Origin of the sequence: Legionella londiniensis (genome assembly GCF_001467825.1) — a bacterium.
Taxonomy (GTDB): domain Bacteria; phylum Pseudomonadota; class Gammaproteobacteria; order Legionellales; family Legionellaceae; genus Legionella_A; species Legionella_A londiniensis.
In genome coordinates this window covers 75476-94159 of record NZ_LNYK01000016.1, presented here as the reverse complement: position 1 = coordinate 94159, position 18684 = coordinate 75476, and the positions used below count along the sequence as shown (strand labels likewise).

Genomic DNA, 18684 nt, shown 5'->3' with positions numbered 1-18684 from the left:
CGGCGCCGCCTGCCGTACCTTTAACGTCTTATTGAGCGAACAGCGTTCCGTTGCGGCAGGACTGATACTCTGTAACAAGCATTCAATTTTATAAGAAATTTTCATCGTCCTTCCGTATTTTCTGGGGTAAAAATCCAGGATGCGCAGCGCCTGATTTTAAGCTATGATTGCACTTTTTAGAATTCAGGAGCCGGTTATGAACGTAGGTCAAGATAGCCTTTCCACCCAAAAGCAATTGCAGGTTGATGATAAAACTTATCATTACTTCAGCTTAAAAGAAGCTGAGCATAAGCACTTTAAAGGGATCAGCAGACTTCCCTACTCTCTTAAAGTACTTCTTGAGAATCTGCTGCGCTTTGAGGATGGCAATACAGTCACTACCGACGATGTAAAGGCAATTGCTGATTGGCTGAATACAAAAACCTCAAAACACGAAATAGCCTATCGCCCAGCCAGAGTGTTGATGCAGGATTTTACCGGCGTACCTGCGGTTGTGGATTTGGCCGCCATGCGCACCGCAATAAAAAAAATGGGACAAAGCGCCGAAAAAATATCCCCGCTCTCTCCAGTTGATCTCGTTATCGATCACTCAGTCATGGTTGATGAATTTGCTACCCAAAATGCTTTGGAAGTCAATACCGCCATCGAGGTCGAACGCAATAAAGAGCGCTATGAATTTTTGCGCTGGGGACAAAAGGCCTTTGCCAATTTTCAAGTGGTACCGCCCGGTACTGGCATTTGCCACCAGGTGAACCTTGAATACCTTGGGAAAACCGTGTGGACCAGCAAAAAAAATGGCGTGCATTACGCTTATCCTGACACACTCGTTGGTACGGATTCCCATACAACGATGATTAACGGCATGGGTGTATTAGGATGGGGGGTTGGCGGTATTGAAGCTGAAGCAGCAATGCTTGGGCAACCGATATCCATGCTGATTCCAGAAGTGATTGGCTTTAAATTAACAGGCCGCTTAAAAGAAGGCATTACCGCCACCGATTTGGTATTAACTGTCACCCAGATGCTTCGTCAAAAAGGCGTGGTAGGCAAATTTGTTGAATTTTTTGGTCCAGGCCTTGCTGAATTAGCGCTGGCAGACCGTGCCACCATTTCCAACATGGCGCCTGAGTATGGCGCAACCTGCGGCTTTTTCCCCGTGGATCAGGAAACGATCCGTTACTTGAAGCTTACGGGGCGCGATGAGCATACCATTGCCCTTGTTGAAGCTTACTGCAAAGCACAAGGCCTCTGGTATGACAAGGACAGCGAAGATCCGGTGTTCACAGACACGTTGACTCTTGATCTCGCCTCAGTTGAGCCATCTCTCGCGGGTCCCAAACGCCCGCAGGACAAAGTCAATTTAAAAACTTTGCCCCAGGAATTGAATGCTTTTCTCAAACAAAATGGTAAGGAAGATGAAAAACACAAAGCCTTTGCGTGCAAAAATGCAGAATTTGAACTCCATCATGGCGATGTGGTCATCGCGGCAATCACAAGTTGCACCAATACTTCAAACCCAAGCGTTTTAATGGCCGCAGGCCTTGTTGCAAAAAAAGCAGTTGAAAAAGGCCTGCAACGCAAGCCATGGGTTAAATCTTCCCTGGCGCCCGGCTCCAAGGTGGTTACAGATTATTTAAAACACGCGGGCTTACAGGCATATCTTGATAAATTAGGGTTTAATCTGGTTGGCTATGGTTGCACCACCTGCATAGGGAATTCAGGTCCACTCCCCAAACCTGTGGCAGACAATATTACAGAGAATGATCTGGTTGTTTGTTCTGTTTTATCCGGAAACCGAAACTTTGAAGGCCGCGTTCATCCTCTGGTTCGCGCAAACTGGCTTGCTTCGCCGCCGTTGGTTGTAGCCTATGCCTTATGCGGCACAACCGCCATAGACTTAACGCGCGATCCAATTGGTCAGGATGAAGACGGCAATGACGTCTTTTTAAAAGACATATGGCCAACAAATAAAGAAGTTGCAGCAGAGGTTGCTAAAGTAAGCGGCAGCATGTTTCGTAAAGAATATGCAGAAGTGTTTGAAGGTGATGAGCACTGGCAAGCCATCAAAACCAGCAGCGGGAAAACCTATGACTGGGATGAAAAATCCACCTATATTCAACACCCGCCGTTTTTTGAACATTTAAAAGAAAAACCAGATCTCATCAAAACAATTGATAAAGCATATATCATAGCGCTTCTTGGCGACTCGATCACAACTGATCATATTTCACCTGCAGGCGCCATCAAGGCCAATTCACCTGCGGGCTTGTACTTAAAGTCCAAGGGCGTAAGCGAGCAAGACTTTAATTCCTATGGTTCCCGACGTGGGAACCATGAGGTCATGATGCGCGGCACTTTTGCAAACATCCGCATTCGCAATGAAATGACCCCAGGCATCGAAGGCGGCATGACCAAACACATACCGTCGGGTGAAGTCATGTCTATTTATGATGCCGCGATGCGCTATAAAGCTGAAAACCAGAGTCTTGTCGTGATTGCCGGCCAGGAATACGGGACAGGCTCTTCAAGAGACTGGGCCGCTAAAGGCACCAATCTTTTAGGCATCAAAGCAGTAATCACGGAAAGTTTTGAGCGTATCCATCGTTCTAACCTGATTGGTATGGGCGTGTTGCCCCTGCAATTTTTACCCGGAACCACGCGCAAAACACTGCAACTGGATGGCAGTGAACGAATCACCATAAAGGTAACTGATTCACTGCTGCCCGCAGCATTGTTACCAGTCACCATCCATCGCCAGGATGGCAGTGAGCATCAAATTGAGGTGCTCTGCCGTATTGATACGGCCAATGAACTGGAGTATTACCGCCACGGCGGAATTTTGCAGTATGTCCTGCGTAATTTGATGTCTTAAACACCTCCTGTTTCTGCTGGCGCTATTTACAATCCTGGCGCCAGCATCATCATTGATGCAATTTAGCTGGCAATCCATTCGGCTGTGCTGTTGTAGGCAGCGCATAAGGTTTCGGCATGTGCAAAAGAATTTTAGTAAAGGATTGCTTTTATAGGGTTAACCTGTTAATTTTCTCTGCTTTGGGTTTAATCCTCATTAAAACGTTTTCTACTTATCCTTGTTTTCATTAAGGACTCCCTGTGCGCCATTCAAAACGTGTTTTGAGTGTTTTTTCGTTGGTAATGATTAATGTCATTGCTGTCGATAGTTTGCGCACCCTCCCGCTCTCAGCCAAACTGGGTTTAAGTTTAATCTCTTATTACCTGATTGCTGCTGCGGTTTTTTTTGTTCCCGTAGCACTCGTTGCGGCTGAGCTTGCGACCAGCTATCCAGAAACAGGCGGCATTTATATCTGGGTCAGAGAAGCTTTTGGACGTCGCGCGGGCTTTATTACCATCTGGCTGCAGTGGATTTATAATGTAGTGTGGTATCCCACCATACTGGCATTCATTGCGGCAACTCTTGCCTATCTTTTCGCACCAGAGTTTGCAAATAACAAGATTTATCTATTATCCACCATTATCGGTCTATTCTGGTTATTTACGCTCTTAAACTGCTTTGGAATGAGAGTATCCAGTCTGGTCAGCGTAGTGGGCGCCCTGATTGGCACACTTTTGCCCATGCTCGGCATAATCATTCTGGGTATTATCTGGATGATACAAGGCCGTCCTGTAGAAATCGCCTACACAGACAATTGGCTGCTCGATTTCAGCGCGCTCGGCAATCTTTCTTTATTTTCAGCGGTCTTATTTGGACTTTTGGGGATGGAAATGTCTGCGGTTCATGCAGAAGAAGTTAAAAATCCGCAAAGAGATTATCCTCGCGCACTTTTTTACTCAACCATCATTATTTTTTCAACTCTTGTTTTTGGATCGCTCGCCATTGTAATTGTTGTCCCGAATGCAACACTCAGCGTAGTATCAGGGCTGATTGATGCCTACGACACGTTTTTTAAGGCATATAACCTGCCAGGAATGACACGCATTACAGCAGCATTAATTATTTTAGGCGGTTTAAGCGGCGTTTCTACCTGGATCATAGGCCCTACAAAAGGCTTACTGGTTTCAGCACGCGATGGCTGCATCCCGCATTCATTGGCGCGTGTCAATCAGTTTGGCGCCCCGGTAGCAATACTGATAACCCAAGGCATCATTTTCACTGGTTTAAGCAGTGTATTCATTCTGCTCGATTCTATAAACGCGGCTTATTGGTTACTCAGCGACTTATGCGCACAACTGGCATTATTGGTCTATGTTTTTATGTTTGCGGCCGCAATTCGACTCCGCTATACCAATCCTTTGCAAACAGGAGCCTATAAAATTCCAGGTGGAAATGCCATCATGTGGCTTGTTTCCGGAGCAGGAATACTTTGCTGCATTACGGCCATTTTAATTGGTTTTATTCCCCCCGCACAAATTCCTGTTGGCAACATAGTCTTTTTTGAGGGATTCCTCATAGGAGGGTTATTGCTGTTTGTATTAGTTCCCTGGCTTTTGGCCAGAAAAAATGAAACAGCATAAGGCAAGTATGTTATATCTAAACAGGTGTGGGTTCATTTGATCAGACCTACCCTCCCGGGGATCCGTAACCCATCTCGCGATTACCATGTAATTACCAAACTCATTTTCCGAGTAATTTCTTATATTCTGCCTCTAATTCAAGCGGGCACTCCCAACTCCCTGTATCTTTATTAAATTTAAAATTATCTTTCTGAAATTGTTCAATTGGAGTCAAACCAGAGCCCTGCGCCGCGCCGCCTGTTACATTTTTTAACTTGTTTTTATTCAACTTCTCTTTTTTGCTCATATGCGCCCCTTGTTGCGAAACTAATATTCCGAAGGTATAAAAAAGTATAGACTAAAAATTTAACAAGTATATCGCTCCATTTGATCTCGACTTTTTGAAAAAGTCACGCTTCTGAATCCCCACCGCAGCGGCTAGCAGGCTCGGCTGTGAAGCCGAAACCTGGGCTATTCTGAAAGCGACATCAGGCTTGCATTGCCCCCGGCTGCTGTTGTGTCCACTGTAAAAGTTCGCTCGACACAAAGCCTTTGCAGATAATAGGGGCCGCCGGCTTTGGGGCCTGTTCCTGATAAACCTTCCCCTCCAAATGGTTGCAAACCCACGACTGCCCCAACCATATTGCGGTTAACATAGCAATTACCCACATGCACCCTTTGCCTGATGTATTCCACAGTGCTGTTTATCCGGCTATGGATTCCGAGCGTTAATCCATATCCTGTGCTGTTAATTTGCTCGATCACATCATCCAGTTCTTTTCGCTTGTAGGATATTACATGAAGTATTGGACCAAATACTTCCTGTTCCAACGTATCTATATGAGAAATAGCAATGGCTGTAGGCGGCATAAACGTACCCTGGCCGCATTCATTGCTCAATTCACATTGATGAATCAGCTCATGGTTTTTGAGCATTTTTTTCACATGTGACTTTAAGTTCGATAGCGCTTCCTTGTCAATTACGGGACCGACATCTGTATCCAACCAGCGTGGATCGCCGACTTTTAATTCAGCCATAGCGCCTTTTAAAAGCTCGATAAAACGTGGGTAGATATCTTCCTGAACAAAGATTACCCTCAATGCTGAACAACGCTGTCCGGCAGATGCAAAAGATGAGGCAAGCACATCAACAACCACCTGCTCTAACAAAGCAGATGAGTCAACAATCATCGCGTTTTGACCGCCCGTTTCTGCAATTAAAGGAACAATCTCGCCGCCTCTTGTTGCCAGAGTTTTATTGATCAAAGCGGCAGTTTGCGTTGATCCTGTAAAAATAACGCCTTTAATCCTTTTATCTGCAACAAGCCTTGCGCCAATGGTTTCGCCAGGCCCGGGCAGCAATTGTAAAACGCCTGCCGGGATGCCAGCCTTGAGCAGCAGTTGAACCGCAAAATGCGCAATGAGCGGGGTTTGTTCAGCAGGCTTGGCGATGACACAGTTTCCTGTTACCAGGGATGCCACAATCTGCCCTGTAAAAATCGCCAGGGGAAAATTCCAGGGGCTGATGCAAAGAAGAATCCCGCGCGGATGCAGGCTTAATTCGTCAAGTTCGCCGGTATAACCATGGAGGCGCTTCGGTTTTTCCATGAGTTGTACAGCATGAGAAGCGTAGTAGCGGCAAAAATCAATGGCCTCCCGGACTTCAGCAATCGCATCGTTCCAGGTTTTACCTGCTTCAAGACATGCAATTGCCAGCAAATCAAACATGTGTTCTTCAAGCAAGTCTGCAAACTGATCAATGATTGCCGCTCTGGAGCGCACAGGCGTATGACTCCATGCTGGAAACACTTTCTGGGCTTGATCCAAAGCATAATCCACATCATCCTCATTGGCATGCACCACAGACCCTATAATATCTTCATGATTTTGCGGAGAGTATACTGGTTCAGGATCCTTATCTGGCTTGGGTTGATTCGCGATTATAGGAGCTGCGTGCCAATTGGTTAAATCTTTAGCCCGAAGATAATCCTGCAGCTCTTTAACTTCTTTCCGATCCGTTAAATCAAAACCGGGCGAGTTTTTGCGTTCCGGCAGAAAAATGGAGGCAGGTAAAGGAATATTTTCATTGATTTTACTGAGCATTTGTCTTGCAATTTGGACAGGATCTTCCACCAAAGATTCAATCGGCGCCTTATCATCAACAATTCGATTGACAAAAGAGGAATTTGCGCCATTTTCGAGCAAACGCCGAACCAGATAGGGCAACAAATCCTCATGGCTTCCAACTGGCGCATAGATTCGGCAAGGGATGCCAAATGCTTCTTTAGGAACAATTTGCTGATACAATTCGTTCCCCATCCCATGCAAGCATTGAAATTCGAAATCGCGGTAATCGCCGACCAATTTTAGAATCATAGCGACAGAATAGGCATTGTGAGTTGCAAACTGAGGATAAATGGCATCCGTCATGGTCAGTATTTTTTTTGCACATGCCTGAAAGGACACATCAGTAAACACCTTGCGGGTGAAGACGGGATAATCTTTAAGCCCAAGCATTTGCGCTTTTTTTATTTCACTGTCCCAATAAGCGCCTTTAATCAAACGAACCATGATGCGCCGTTTATATGTGCGGGCTAAATTTGCTATCCAGTCGAGAACATAATATGCCCTTTTTTGATAAGATTGCACAGCCAGGCCAAAGCCATGCCACCCATTAAGGCGCGAGTCCTTAAACACGCGCTCAATAACATCCAGAGATAAATCAAGGCGCTCAGATTCTTCTGCATCAATGGTAAAACCGATATTGAATTCTTTTGCAAGTATTGCAAGCTCCAGCAATTTTGGCACAAGCTCTTCCAGTACCCGCACAGACTGAGCTTCCTGATAACGAGGGTGCAATGCAGAAAGCTTAATTGAAATACCCGGGCTCTGATAAACATCAGCATCTGGTTTATGAGCGCCGATCGCTTCAATGGCTGATCGATAAGCTTTAAAATAACGTTCGGCATCCACTGCGGTAAGCGCTGCTTCCCCAAGCATATCATAAGAATATCGGTATCCGATTTCTTCTTTCTCACGGGCTCTTGCAATAGCTTCAGCAATGGTTCTTCCCATGACAAACTGCTTGCTCATAATGCGCATGGCTTTTTCTACTGCCTTGCGCACAACGACTTCACTGCTGCGGTTTACCAGTTTCAAAAGGGCTTTACTTAACACGGATTCAGCTTTTTCTGGCGTCAGGACTTTCCCTGTCAGCATCAATGCCCAGGTTGTCGCGTTGACAAAGAACGAAGGGCTTTGGCCGCGATGTGACTTCCAGTCCGCTTCCGCCAGTTTATCTTTGATTAAGCTGTTGACTGTGTCTTTATCAGGAACCCGTAACAGCGCTTCGGCAAGGCACATCAAGGCAATGCCCTCGTCCGTTGACAAAGCATATTCGGTTAAAAAAGAATCAATTCCCGTACTCTGCTTTCGTTCGGAGCGCACTTTTACAACCAGCTTGGTAGCCAATTCGCGAATTGCCTCTACTTCTTGAGGCTTAAATTCCGCCTGTTCAATCAGGCGGGTTACAGCAGTTAATTCCTTTTCCCGATATGCGGCGTTTATTTTAGCCCGAAGCCCTTCAGGCGATTGCAACGAACGTTTATCAAGCATATAGTCTCCGTATACAAACAAGAATAGAAACGCAGAATAATGCAAATTGCGCACAAATGAAATTGTCTGTGTAATCTTTTTGTTAAATATTATTCAAAAATGAGGGAAATTTGCTGTCATTTCCCTTGAACCTGCCACCCAGGAATTTTAGACAACAGTTGGGCAAGTGGGGTAAAGATAGTCCGCAAAGCATCCCCGCCAGCTACGCAAGACAATTCATCCAGGTTAAGTTTCTTACCCTGTTTTTGTTCAAGCATCAGAGGGAGTTCATTTTCGGGAAGGTTGTCTGCCTCCTTTTGGTTCTTAACTATTTTAAAACAGATTCCAGGATTTAATCTGACTCCTGCCTTCTTTAAAGCCTCGTCTGGATTCTCCCGCCAAGCTTTCCAGTCAACACGGCGTAAAGCCATCACAAAGTCTTTGGGATTCATGTCCGTGTAGTCTGATAATTTACGCTCGCTTCGCATTACAGTCTCCCTTGGGCTTACTATATTAACTATAGCATTACATGAACAAAGTGACTTAAAACAATCCTTCAAATATGATTTGGGGATAAATAAACAGATCATTTTTTCACAAAAATTATTCTTGATTTATAACGCTTTTTTTGATTAATTTTTCCCTATAGTGCACAAACAGACCCCTGTTCATTTTACTTTTGCGTAGTTTGTCAATATAATAACCACTTTTTTGAAGCTCATAGCAACCCATCGCTAGCGAGAATTGATTGAACAATTACACACATTAATTGTGTCAAATACATGTGTTTTTGTTCATAAATTCTACTTTTACGATTTTTATTAAAAATTCGTGTAACTAGAAAAGTGGAGCATTATGAATACGATTCTAACTTTAATTTCAGTGGTATTACTTGCAAGTAATATGACATCGAGCACAGAAATTCACGCAAAACCAACTTACCATCAGCCCAAGGTTCTAAAGCTCGATTCCGAAGTTAACCGTTTAAGTAAACTGGCGCCCAACCTCAACAAAAAAGTTCTCAAAATTGCCTTAAACGCTTATCTTAAAGCCAGTCAGAAAGGCAATGTTAAAAAGCCCATTTTAACTGTGATCGACTACTCGCTGCCATCCTCCAAACAGCGTCTTTGGGTGTTTGACCTCAAAAGGGAAAGGCTTTTGTTCAATACATTTGTTGCCCATGGCCGAAATTCCGGTATGACCGTGCCCCATCATTTCTCAAACCGGCCTTCAAGCAAGGAAACAAGCCTTGGAACGTACATCACTCGCGATACATATTCAGGCTCAAAAGGATATTCTCTTAATTTACAGGGGCTTGAAAAAGGGTTTAATGATAATGCCTACAGTCGCCGGGTAGTCATGCACGGCGCATGGTATGTGGAGCCCAGTTTTATTAAAAAGGCAGGTCGCGCGGGCCGAAGCTGGGGCTGTCCTTCAGTAGCTAAGACATTGGCTAAGCCACTGATTAATACGATTAAAAACGGTTCAGTCGTCTTTGCCTACTATCCTGATAAAAATTACCTGAAGCATTCAAAATTTGCAGCGGCATAAAAAAAGCCAGGGAATTCCCCTGGCTCTTCACAGTCTTTCATCAAGACATAAGTCTTGAATCATCCCTGATAATCAGATCCATCTGATCAAAATCCTTTTTTGGCAACTTTCACTCCATGAAAGTTATTTTAAATCTAGCAGCAGGAATGTCCACATGCAAGGCAGGATGGCTAATTCTGCCCGGGATATATGGCTTGTTAAAAAAATAATTTATTATTAAACAATAGATTAAAAATAATTACAGTCATATCTTGGCATAAATTGAGAAATTTCTTATATCAAGACAAAGAAATTGCTTCAGTTTTTGTTTAATTTGAGGTGATGTAATGAAAAGAAGCTACTGGAAATGGTAATCATCAAATATTTTATTAAAAATTGTTCATTGGCTTGGATTGTGATAGCTTTATAAATTTAATCGATTAAAACCTTAAAAGCAATGCAAATGATACAGAAAGACAGTTCCGCCAAAAAGGAAAAATTAAAAACCATCGATTGGTTGATAGAGCATTTTCCTGCTGCTTTTTTTAAAAAAGCCGCTGATGTAAAACCGCTTAAAATAGGAATATTCGAAGACATCATGGACTTTTATGAGCGCCTGGATGTCCCGCCCTTCAGCAAGAAAGCGTTGCGCGAAGCTATAAACTACTACAGCGCCTCCCCAGCATATTTAAAATGCCAGCGTGTCGCCAGCGCGCGCGTGGATTTATATGGCAATGAAGTGGATGTGGTTACTGCAGAGCAGGCAAAATATGCCCATCAACGTTTTCAGCAGCGATATGCCGATAAAAAAAGCACGGCATCTTAACCGCTCCCTTTATTAAGTTCCTAGTTTTTTTTGCAACAGGCTAACAAATAGTTAATCTGGACAGATTCCTGCAAAGTTGCTGTGCGGGTAAGAGGATTGTAAGCCATGCCTTTTATTCCCTTGATTTCCAAATCTGCTGCCCGCACCATAACTGACAATTCACTGGGTTTGATGAATTTTTCATAATCATGGGTTTGTCTTGGTAATAATTCAAGAATATATTCAGCCGCAATTATTGCGCCAAGATAAGCCGCAAGCGTTCTATTAATGGTTGATAAAAAAAGATAACCGCCAGGTTTTAATAACCGTGCGCAATGTTGTATGACGGTTTCTGGCTCTTTAACATGCTCAAGCATTTCCATGCAGGTGACAATGTCAAAAGGCTCTTCTTCATATTCTTCCAATGGCTGGCAAACATATTGAATAGATAATCCGGATCGCAAGGCATGAGCTTTAGCCGCTTCTATCGCATCCTTTTCTACATCAAGTCCTGTTACATCAGCCCCAGACTGCGCAAGAGCCTCACATAAAATGCCCCCGCCACAGCCAACATCAAGCACAGTATGTCTGGTTGGGTTGATAAACTGTTTTATGAATTGCATCCGGGCAGGATTAATATCATGCAGAGTACGCAACGGCCCATCCGGATTCCACCAATGTGCCGCCAATTGCGAGAATTTAGTCACTTCCAAAGGGTCAATAGTTGATTTTTTAGTCATCACGGCTTAATAAGTCCAACGGTTTGAAAAATGATACCACCTTTTTATTGGTGATGAAGCTAACATTATATGGATGCTCTGCTTCAAGGCTTGGAAAAAGCTCGGATTCTGGCAATTTCTGGGCAATCCGCCCTAGCAGGATCAATTTTAATGACGGTTTGGATTCAGCTAATTGATTTAACAAATCATGAATAAAAGGCCGCCATTTGCGGGCATGATAATTGACTTTTCCCTTACTGTAAGCAAGAGTTGCATTCAACAATAAAAACCCGGTTTTCAGGAAAGATTCAAATAACTCATCCGCGGTCTGCACGTAGCGTGATTTATCTAATTTTGCAATTGCATCCTGGGAAAAATCATCGGTTAAGTCCCCTCTGGCATACAGCAGCATTTTTATCCAGTTGCGCAATGAGGTAGCCCGGTTCACTTCTTTACTTAATCCCTTTTTGCTCCAGAGAGAACCCACCGCATTATCCCAAAACGCATAGCCATTTGCCGATTTTTCACGAGGATAGGGAGATTCACCCATAAGAATATACCGGGTATCCGTTAAAGGTAAACTGAATGCGGCAAACAAAGAATCCTTTCCCGGCAACCAGTCATCGGAATCCAATAATTCCTGAATATATGATTGATCCATCTGGTCCATTGCGTTATCCAGCATGTTTTGCCATTGAGGATGAGCCTGCTCAATGAAAGGATGCATGCATACTCCAAAAAAGCCGGTAAAATTTTATCTTGCATTATAACCGTATGGAATTATTTTGCGACCTTAAAATTTTTGCTTATCTCAAGCAGCGCTCAATTGAGCTTCATGATATTAATCTGACTGATATCCAGACACCCGCACCCTGCCTGCAGGTTGATGAGGCTTGCAAGATTGAGCTTGCGCGCCTTTTTGTTTTCCGTTAATGTCATTGTGCAAAAAGGAGTTTCTAATGAATAAGTCGTCTTTGGAATCTGTGCGCTCAATCAAAGCCAATCAGCAAACCATGGTTAGAGAGTTGCATGAGCTTTGCGGGATCAACTCAGGCTCAGCAAATCTCAAAGGCCTTGCAAAAGTATCCAAGCTGCTGCAATCATTGTTTCGCCCCCTGGCAGATGAGATTCATACCCGCTCCTTTCCTCCCGCATCTACCATTAATATGGCAGGCGAAACAATCCTTGAGACTACAGGGGATGCCCTTTATATTAGAAAACGGCCCGAACTCAGGCGGCGTATCCTGTTATGCGGCCATATGGATACCGTATATGATACCCATCATCCTTTTCAAACAATGAATTATATCAATGACAACTGCATCAATGGGCCTGGCGTCGCTGATATGAAAGGGGGGTTGCTGGTCATGCTTCATGCATTGAACGCATTTGAAAGCAGCGGCCATGCTGACACATTAGGCTGGGATGTCATGATCAATGCTGATGAGGAAATAGGATCTCCAGCCTCCGGCGCCTTGTGGACTGAACTGGCCTACAATTATCAGGCTGCGCTCGTTTATGAGCCGGCAATGACGCCAGAGGGGATGTTAGCAAAAAATCGAAAAGGGAATGGCAAGCTGACTCTGATTGCCAAAGGCAAGGCTTCCCATGCAGGCCGTGCCTTTGCTGAAGGACGCAACGCCATTTGTTATCTTGCGGAAGCAATTACTGCAGTCCATGCCTTAAACGGCCTAAAAGAAGGGGTCACCATCAATGTGGGTAAAGTTGCGGGCGGTGAGGCGTTAAACATTGTGCCGGACCAGGCTGTTGCCAAACTGGATATTCGCATCTCCCAACCAGATGATGAATATTGGGTACGCACCCAGATCGACAACATTATTAAGAAACTGAATAAGCATGATTATTCTCTAAGTGTCCATGGCAGCTTTGACCGGCCGGTCAAAAGAGTCAACGCCGCTACTGAGCGCTTATTTGAAAGAATCAAACAGATAGGACAAGAACTCGGCATTGCAATTGATTGGCAAGACAGTGGCGGCTGCTGTGATGGCAATAATCTCTCAAAGCTTGGGCTTCCCGTAATTGATACGCTTGGTGTACGCGGCGGCAAGATTCACAGCCCGGAAGAATATATTTTATTAGACAGCCTGCCTGAAAGAGCTGCATTAAGCGCACTTCTGCTGATTGACCTTGCGCAAGGCGGACTTGAAGAACTAAAAGGAACCTGTGAAAAATGATGAGCCGCATGTTGTTTCGCAGCGCAAGGAATACGGACTTAGACGCCATTCATGATTTAGCAGTACAAAGTGGCTTCGGCCTAACTACCCTCCCTAAGAATAAAAATCTATTAAAAAAAAGACTGAACTGGTCAACCGCTTCGTTCAATAAGGCAGTTCAACAACCTGAAAATGAGTATTATTTTTTTGTACTGGAAGACCCGGCAAGGGAGGCTCTTGTCGGAACGGCTGCCATTGAAGCTTATACAGGACATGATGCGCCGTTTTATTCTTATAAGTTATCAAAACGCACAAGAATTTGTCATTCGCTGAATATCCGCTCAGATTATGAGGTTTTGAGTTTAGTGAATGATAAACAAGGATGCAGTGAACTGTGCACCCTTTTTTTGCTGCCCGAGTATCGTCACAACAGTAACGGATTGCTGTTGTCACGCGCCCGTTTTTTATTTATGGCGCACTATCAAAACCGTTTTGCAGCAAGCATCATTGCTGAAATGCGCGGTATTTCCAATGCAAACGGTGAATCCCCCTTCTGGGATGCTATTGGAAAACATTTTTTTCAAATGAGTTTTGCAAAAGCAGATGAACTGACTATTTCCACCAATAAGCAGTTTATTGCTGATTTAATGCCAAGAAATCCAATATATGTCAAGCTGATTCATCCTCATGCGCAGGAAGTGATTGGCAAGCCGCATGAGTCCACCCTGCCTGCTATGAAAATCCTGATGCGTGAGGGCTTTCGCTACAACAATTATGTAGATATCTTTGATGCCGGTCCAACCATTGAAGCCCCAAGAGATCAAATTCGAAGTGTCATTTCCAGTAAAATTCTGGTTGTCAACAACATCATTGACGACGTCAGCAGCAAACGCTTTATTGTCGCCAACACGCGCCTGGATTTTCGCGCAACAATTTGTCAAATTATTTTCAATGAAGCGAAGGAGACCTGCATCCTAAGCAAAGAGAGCGCTGAGTTATTGCAGGTACAGCGTGGTGACTGCGTACGCATTGCGCCCTTGCATTACGATTAAACATTTTTCATAAAAGCAAGCCTTAAGTTTTTACAAGGACAGGATAATGAATCATTATATTAATGGCCAATGGATATCAGGACAGGGCGGCTCGTTTCGCTCCGTTAACCCTGCCAATAACACCCTCATATGGGAAGGAAGAATGGCTTCAGAAGATGAGGTAGCTGAAGCGTATCAGGCTGCCCGCGCTGCTTTTTCAAAATGGGCATTGCTTGAAGTGCCAGAACGCGCTCATTATTTGCAATCGTTCGCCAAAGAAGTCAGGGCAAGCCATGCGGAATTAACGAGAATCATCGCCTCTGAGACTGGCAAACCTCTTTGGGAGGCGCAAACGGAAGTCAACTCCGTGATTGCCAAAGTAGATCTATCTATCAAAGCCTACTTTGAACGAACGCCCGCGCGCGAAATACCGCTTCAAGACGCCATGGGGCACGTTCGATATAAACCACACGGCGTTGTTGCCGTGCTTGGCCCGTTTAACTTTCCCGCGCACTTAAGCAATGGCCATATCGTGCCCGCCCTTCTGGCAGGAAATACAGTGGTATATAAACCAAGCGAACTCGCTCCCAAAGTGGCCGAATTGATTATAGAATGCTGGCATAAAAGCAACCTCCCACCCGGTGTAATAAACTGTGTCCAGGGCGGAATAGGTACAGCACAGCATTTATTGCGCGAAGATATTCAAGGGGTTTATTTTACTGGCAGTTATGCAACAGGATTAAAGATTCATGAACAATTTGCCAGTAAGCCTGAAGTTATACTGGCGTTGGAGATGGGCGGGAATAACCCCTTAATCCTTGACAAGGTGTCTGATTTAAAATCGGCCCTCTACCTCACCCTCCTGTCAACTTTAATAACCTCGGGGCAACGCTGTAGCTGCGCGAGACGGGTATTCATACCAGATAATCAACAAGGAGACGAGTTTATTTCCCGCTTCCTCAATCTTTGCCAAACAATCAGAATAGGCGAATACACAGCAGAGCCGGAGCCGTTCATGGGCCCTGTAATCCATTACGAGCACGCCTTATCACATCTTGAAGCACAGGAAAAATTGCGGCAGTCAGGTGGAAAATCACTTTTGATGATGAAATTACTGGAAGATAAGACCGGATTTTTATCGCCGGGAGTGATTGACATGAGCGCAGTTAACAATCCGGCTGACCAAGAAATTTTTGCCCCTCTTGTCCAAATTTACCGCTATCATGATTTTGATGAAGCCTTATTGAAGGCCAATCAAACCCGCTATGGACTTGCCGCTGCTCTACTGAGCGACAGTTTTGAACATTATTCGCAATTTTATCAAACAATGCGGGCAGGAGTGATTAATTGGAACAAACCAACCACAGGCGCTTCAAGCCATTTGCCTTTTGGCGGGGTAGGCCATAGCGGCAATCATCGCCCAAGCGCATTTTTTGCTGCCGATTATTGCGCCTATCCCATCGCCAGCATGGAGCAACCGGTACTGAGTATGCCAGACACCATATTGCCCGGCATTAGCTTAACTTGAATCATGCCAAAAGCATGCTTCAACTGATTCAGAATGGGAAATAGCATGAACGTTTATGAACTTAATCTCGATGGGCTCGTTGGCCCCAGCCACCATTATGCAGGCCTCTCTGCAGGCAATATCGCCTCAATAGAAAACGCATTGACCATTGCAAATCCAAAGGCTGCGGCGAGGCAGGGCCTTGAAAAAATGCGCCTGATACATAGCCTTGGAGTCAAACAGGCGCTTTTACCTCCTCATGAACGTCCCAATCTTGCTTTATTAGAACAACTTGGGTTCACCGGCAAGCCTGAAGAGCAGGTACGAAAAGCTAAAAAAACGGATCCCAACATTTTAAGCGCCTGTTATTCTGCATCCAGTATGTGGACAGCAAATGCAGCAACAGTATCGGCAAGTAGGGACACGGAAAGTGGCAAGGTACAGTTTACTGCGGCAAATTTAGTCAGCAATCTCCATCGTCACCAGGAAGCTGATTTTTCCCATGCCCTATTGAAGCGCCTCTTTGCGGATGAGACTTTTTTTCAACACCATCCCCCTTTGCCTGGGACCGTGGCTATGGGAGACGAAGGTGCGGCAAATCACAGCCGCATCTGCGAGCACCACCATCTTGAAGGACTTAACTTATTCGTCTATGGCAAACGCGCGCTTCCAGCAAATAACCCATTTCCTGCACCAAAACGTTTCCCGGCAAGACAAACATTAGAAGCTTCAGAGGCTATAGCCCGAAGACATAAACTCAATCCTGAAAAAACCTTCTTTATCGCACAAAACCCGGCGGCGATTGACTTGGGCGTGTTTCATAACGATGTCATTGCCGTGGCCAATGAATGTGTGTTACTAGTCCACGAGGAAGCCTTTCTTGAACAAGAATCGGTTATAAATGCGCTCTGCCAGAGAGCTGATTTTCCGGTACATATTCTTCAGGTACCCAGTAAGCGGATTTCTATTGAAGATGCTGTAAAAAGTTATTTATTCAATTCCCAGTTAATTACGTTACCAAATGAAAATAGCAAGCAAATGGTTCTTATCGCACCGGCCGAATGCCAGCAACAACCCCATATCCTGACTTATATCGATGAATTAATCAGCGGCAGTAATCCTCTGTGCAAAGCTTATTTTCTGAATATCAAACAGAGCATGCAAAACGGCGGCGGACCTGCTTGCCTGCGCTTGAGAGTCCCTTTAACAGAAAAAGAACTATGTGCAATGCACCAAGGTATTTTAGTTAATGAAGCATTGCTGGATCGGTTAGAGGCCTGGGTTGAACAACATTATCGCTCTGAGCTTCATGCAGATGATTTGGATGATCCGCAATTAATTCATGAATGTTACCAGGCGCTTGATGAACTGACGGCTATACTTCAATTAGGCAATATTTACAGATTTCAACGTTAATATGTGGAAAACAAGAAGCGGCCGGGTGATTTATCAATCTCCCGGTGGCGCAAAAGTCCATCAAAATTTATTTTACCGTTGGTTAACGCTGGGCAGCGACGCATTGCAAACGGTGATTAATCGCCAAAATCCCGCAAAGCCCGCGCTTAAATATATCCCTCATCTTATTCTGCCTGCCAAAATTAAATCCGGGAATTCCTGTCTGCTGGGTCTTGGCGGCGCGGGCGTAGGGCATGCCCTGAATGATTTTTTAACTGGAAGTTCAATGATTGCAGTTGAGCAAAGCGAAGAAGTAATTCAGATTGCCGAAACTTACTTTATGTTGGAAAAAATCAAAAATTTAACTGTTGTTCACGAGGACGCAAGTCAATTTGTAAAAACATGCCAGAGTCAGTTCAACCATTTGATTGTAGATTTATACAATGCCGACTCCTTTCCTGAACAATGCAACAATAAGGAATTTTTTGCCCATTGCCGCCGGTTACTCATTTCGGGAGGCATACTCGCCGTAAACATCGCAAGTTTAAAGCAATATCAGTCTGTATCCCAACATATCCTCCAACAATTTAAGATGCGGACTATATCCCTCCCTGTTTCGGGTACCGCAAATATGGTGATTCTTGCTATTCGGGCAAATACCGTCACTCCCTTGCTGCGCTTAATCGCCGAGAATATAAAATTAAAAAAATTAATCTGGGATAGGGATTGGGGATATATTGCAGAAATTTAACTCTGCACTACTCCATTAAATTAATTTTGTCTTTTATCGTTGGGTAGAGACGTTTCAATTTTATCCTGTCGTTTTCTGCAGTAAATTGCCAATTGACTACATATGCATTTTTATTACGTCTTTCTACCCAAGCCTTCACTTCATTTGCCACCTCATCCCTGCAAATAACAGGATACGCAGGATCATACGCTTGCTTGTAGGTTTCTAAAATATCCTCCATTCTACAAACGAATGCAGCATTTTGCTCGGGAGGTATGCACCATTCCTTTGTCAACCAAGGCTAAGTTCATTTTTTTAATGTGTTGTGTACTGTGACCGAAGATATTTTATCTACAACATTTAATCGAATTAATTCATCAGCCAGCAATTCAAGTGTCCAAGATTTTCGACCTGATGGCGCTTGGCTACAGCATACCGCTATCAGGCGAGCCTCTCCTTCGCCATCTAATCTTCTTGGTTTATATTGCTTATGAGGCTTGCGATACAGCGCTGCTTCAAATCCTTCTTCGGAATATCTTTGCCTTACTCTGTGAACTGTTCTTTTATTAACATTTAAATTTTCGGCAATAACTACGGCGTTCAGCCCTGGCCCCTCAGAGCTATAATCTGCTTGTAACATGATATTTGCATGCATGATAACTTTTGCTTGATGTTTGCCGTTTCGCACTACTTCGATTAATTCTTTACGTTGCTTCTCTGTTAATTTTA

The 18684-nt window shown here is 44.2% G+C and carries 16 protein-coding genes; 9 read left to right on the top strand and 7 right to left on the bottom strand.

What is annotated here, in order from left to right:
* Positions 1-196: 196 nt before the first annotated feature.
* Complete coding sequence (gene acnA, locus Llon_RS06265) at positions 197-2872, top strand: aconitate hydratase AcnA (protein ID WP_058529215.1); 2676 nt, start codon at positions 197-199, stop codon at positions 2870-2872.
* Positions 2873-3111: 239 nt separating this feature from the next.
* On the top strand, positions 3112-4491 hold the full coding sequence (locus tag Llon_RS06260; protein ID WP_058529214.1) for an APC family permease: 1380 nt from the start codon (positions 3112-3114) through the stop codon (positions 4489-4491).
* A 100-nt stretch (positions 4492-4591) separates the two neighbouring features.
* On the opposite strand, the gene Llon_RS06255 is transcribed toward Llon_RS06260, so the two are convergent.
* From Llon_RS06255 to Llon_RS06245, 3 genes are all read right to left on the bottom strand, one after another.
* Positions 4592-4777 (bottom strand): bacteriocin, encoded by a 186-nt coding sequence (locus Llon_RS06255; protein ID WP_058529213.1) that lies wholly within the window; start codon positions 4775-4777, stop codon positions 4592-4594.
* Positions 4778-4941: 164 nt separating this feature from the next.
* Positions 4942-8085 carry a bifunctional proline dehydrogenase/L-glutamate gamma-semialdehyde dehydrogenase PutA gene (putA, locus tag Llon_RS06250; RefSeq protein WP_058529212.1) on the bottom strand — a complete coding sequence of 1048 codons (3144 nt, stop codon included), beginning with the start codon at positions 8083-8085 and terminating at the stop codon, positions 4942-4944.
* 116 nt (positions 8086-8201) lie between these two features.
* Positions 8202-8552 carry a hypothetical protein gene (locus Llon_RS06245; RefSeq protein ID WP_058529211.1) on the bottom strand — a complete coding sequence of 117 codons (351 nt, stop codon included), beginning with the start codon at positions 8550-8552 and terminating at the stop codon, positions 8202-8204.
* A gap of 367 nt (positions 8553-8919) precedes the next feature.
* On the opposite strand from Llon_RS06245, the gene Llon_RS06240 reads away from it, so the two are divergent.
* Both Llon_RS06240 and Llon_RS06235 read left to right on the top strand, forming a co-directional pair.
* Complete coding sequence (locus Llon_RS06240; RefSeq protein WP_058529210.1) at positions 8920-9615, top strand: murein L,D-transpeptidase catalytic domain family protein; 696 nt, start codon at positions 8920-8922, stop codon at positions 9613-9615.
* Positions 9616-10057: 442 nt separating this feature from the next.
* Positions 10058-10420, top strand: a complete 363-nt coding sequence (locus tag Llon_RS06235; protein WP_115336858.1) for a ProQ/FINO family protein — start codon at positions 10058-10060, stop codon at positions 10418-10420.
* Between the two features lie 20 nt (positions 10421-10440).
* On the opposite strand, the gene ubiG is transcribed toward Llon_RS06235, so the two are convergent.
* Together ubiG and Llon_RS06225 are read right to left on the bottom strand one after the other, a co-directional pair.
* The gene (gene ubiG / locus Llon_RS06230) at positions 10441-11139 is read right to left on the bottom strand and encodes a bifunctional 2-polyprenyl-6-hydroxyphenol methylase/3-demethylubiquinol 3-O-methyltransferase UbiG (RefSeq protein ID WP_058529208.1); all 699 of its coding nucleotides are present in this window, start codon (positions 11137-11139) and stop codon (positions 10441-10443) included.
* Positions 11132-11845, bottom strand: coding sequence for a uracil-DNA glycosylase family protein (locus Llon_RS06225; protein WP_058529207.1), 714 nt, complete (start codon positions 11843-11845; stop codon positions 11132-11134). Before Llon_RS06225 ends, ubiG begins: the two co-directional genes overlap by 8 nt.
* A gap of 232 nt (positions 11846-12077) precedes the next feature.
* On the opposite strand from Llon_RS06225, the gene Llon_RS06220 reads away from it, so the two are divergent.
* The 5 genes from Llon_RS06220 to Llon_RS06200 are packed head-to-tail and all read left to right on the top strand — an operon-like array spanning position 12078 to position 17976.
* Positions 12078-13313: a hydrolase gene (locus tag Llon_RS06220; protein ID WP_083503275.1), complete on the top strand. Its 1236-nt coding sequence runs from the start codon at positions 12078-12080 to the stop codon at positions 13311-13313.
* A complete protein-coding gene (gene astA, locus Llon_RS06215; RefSeq protein WP_237758278.1) occupies positions 13310-14344 on the top strand; it encodes an arginine N-succinyltransferase in 1035 nt (344 codons plus the stop codon). The genes Llon_RS06220 and astA overlap by 4 nt, the downstream gene beginning before the upstream one ends.
* A 46-nt stretch (positions 14345-14390) precedes the next feature.
* Positions 14391-15851, top strand: coding sequence for a succinylglutamate-semialdehyde dehydrogenase (gene astD, locus Llon_RS06210; protein WP_058529206.1), 1461 nt, complete (start codon positions 14391-14393; stop codon positions 15849-15851).
* 45 nt (positions 15852-15896) lie between these two features.
* Positions 15897-17246 (top strand): N-succinylarginine dihydrolase, encoded by a 1350-nt coding sequence (gene astB, locus Llon_RS06205; protein WP_058529205.1) that lies wholly within the window; start codon positions 15897-15899, stop codon positions 17244-17246.
* Position 17247: 1 nt separating this feature from the next.
* The gene (locus Llon_RS06200) at positions 17248-17976 is read left to right on the top strand and encodes a spermidine synthase (protein ID WP_058529204.1); all 729 of its coding nucleotides are present in this window, start codon (positions 17248-17250) and stop codon (positions 17974-17976) included.
* Between the two features lie 7 nt (positions 17977-17983).
* Here the strand turns inward: Llon_RS06200 and Llon_RS06195 are convergent, their stop codons facing one another.
* The gene (locus Llon_RS06195) at positions 17984-18196 is read right to left on the bottom strand and encodes a hypothetical protein (protein ID WP_058529203.1); all 213 of its coding nucleotides are present in this window, start codon (positions 18194-18196) and stop codon (positions 17984-17986) included.
* A 66-nt stretch (positions 18197-18262) separates the two neighbouring features.
* Positions 18263-18684: helix-turn-helix domain-containing protein (locus tag Llon_RS06190; RefSeq protein WP_193391625.1), on the bottom strand; the 422-nt coding region annotated here is incomplete at its 5' end.

Coding starts and splice junctions, on each gene's coding strand:
- acnA (WP_058529215.1), top strand. CDS start 197: ATGAACGTAGGTCAAGATAGCCTTTCCACCCAAAAGCAATTGCAGGTT.
- Llon_RS06255 (WP_058529213.1), bottom strand. CDS start 4,777: ATGAGCAAAAAAGAGAAGTTGAATAAAAACAAGTTAAAAAATGTAACA.
- putA (WP_058529212.1), bottom strand. CDS start 8,085: ATGCTTGATAAACGTTCGTTGCAATCGCCTGAAGGGCTTCGGGCTAAA.
- Llon_RS06245 (WP_058529211.1), bottom strand. CDS start 8,552: ATGCGAAGCGAGCGTAAATTATCAGACTACACGGACATGAATCCCAAA.
- Llon_RS06240 (WP_058529210.1), top strand. CDS start 8,920: ATGAATACGATTCTAACTTTAATTTCAGTGGTATTACTTGCAAGTAAT.
- Llon_RS06235 (WP_115336858.1), top strand. CDS start 10,058: ATGATACAGAAAGACAGTTCCGCCAAAAAGGAAAAATTAAAAACCATC.
- ubiG (WP_058529208.1), bottom strand. CDS start 11,139: ATGACTAAAAAATCAACTATTGACCCTTTGGAAGTGACTAAATTCTCG.
- Llon_RS06225 (WP_058529207.1), bottom strand. CDS start 11,845: ATGCATCCTTTCATTGAGCAGGCTCATCCTCAATGGCAAAACATGCTG.
- Llon_RS06220 (WP_083503275.1), top strand. CDS start 12,078: ATGAATAAGTCGTCTTTGGAATCTGTGCGCTCAATCAAAGCCAATCAG.
- astA (WP_237758278.1), top strand. CDS start 13,310: ATGATGAGCCGCATGTTGTTTCGCAGCGCAAGGAATACGGACTTAGAC.
- astD (WP_058529206.1), top strand. CDS start 14,391: ATGAATCATTATATTAATGGCCAATGGATATCAGGACAGGGCGGCTCG.
- astB (WP_058529205.1), top strand. CDS start 15,897: ATGAACGTTTATGAACTTAATCTCGATGGGCTCGTTGGCCCCAGCCAC.
- Llon_RS06200 (WP_058529204.1), top strand. CDS start 17,248: ATGTGGAAAACAAGAAGCGGCCGGGTGATTTATCAATCTCCCGGTGGC.
- Llon_RS06195 (WP_058529203.1), bottom strand. CDS start 18,196: ATGGAGGATATTTTAGAAACCTACAAGCAAGCGTATGATCCTGCGTAT.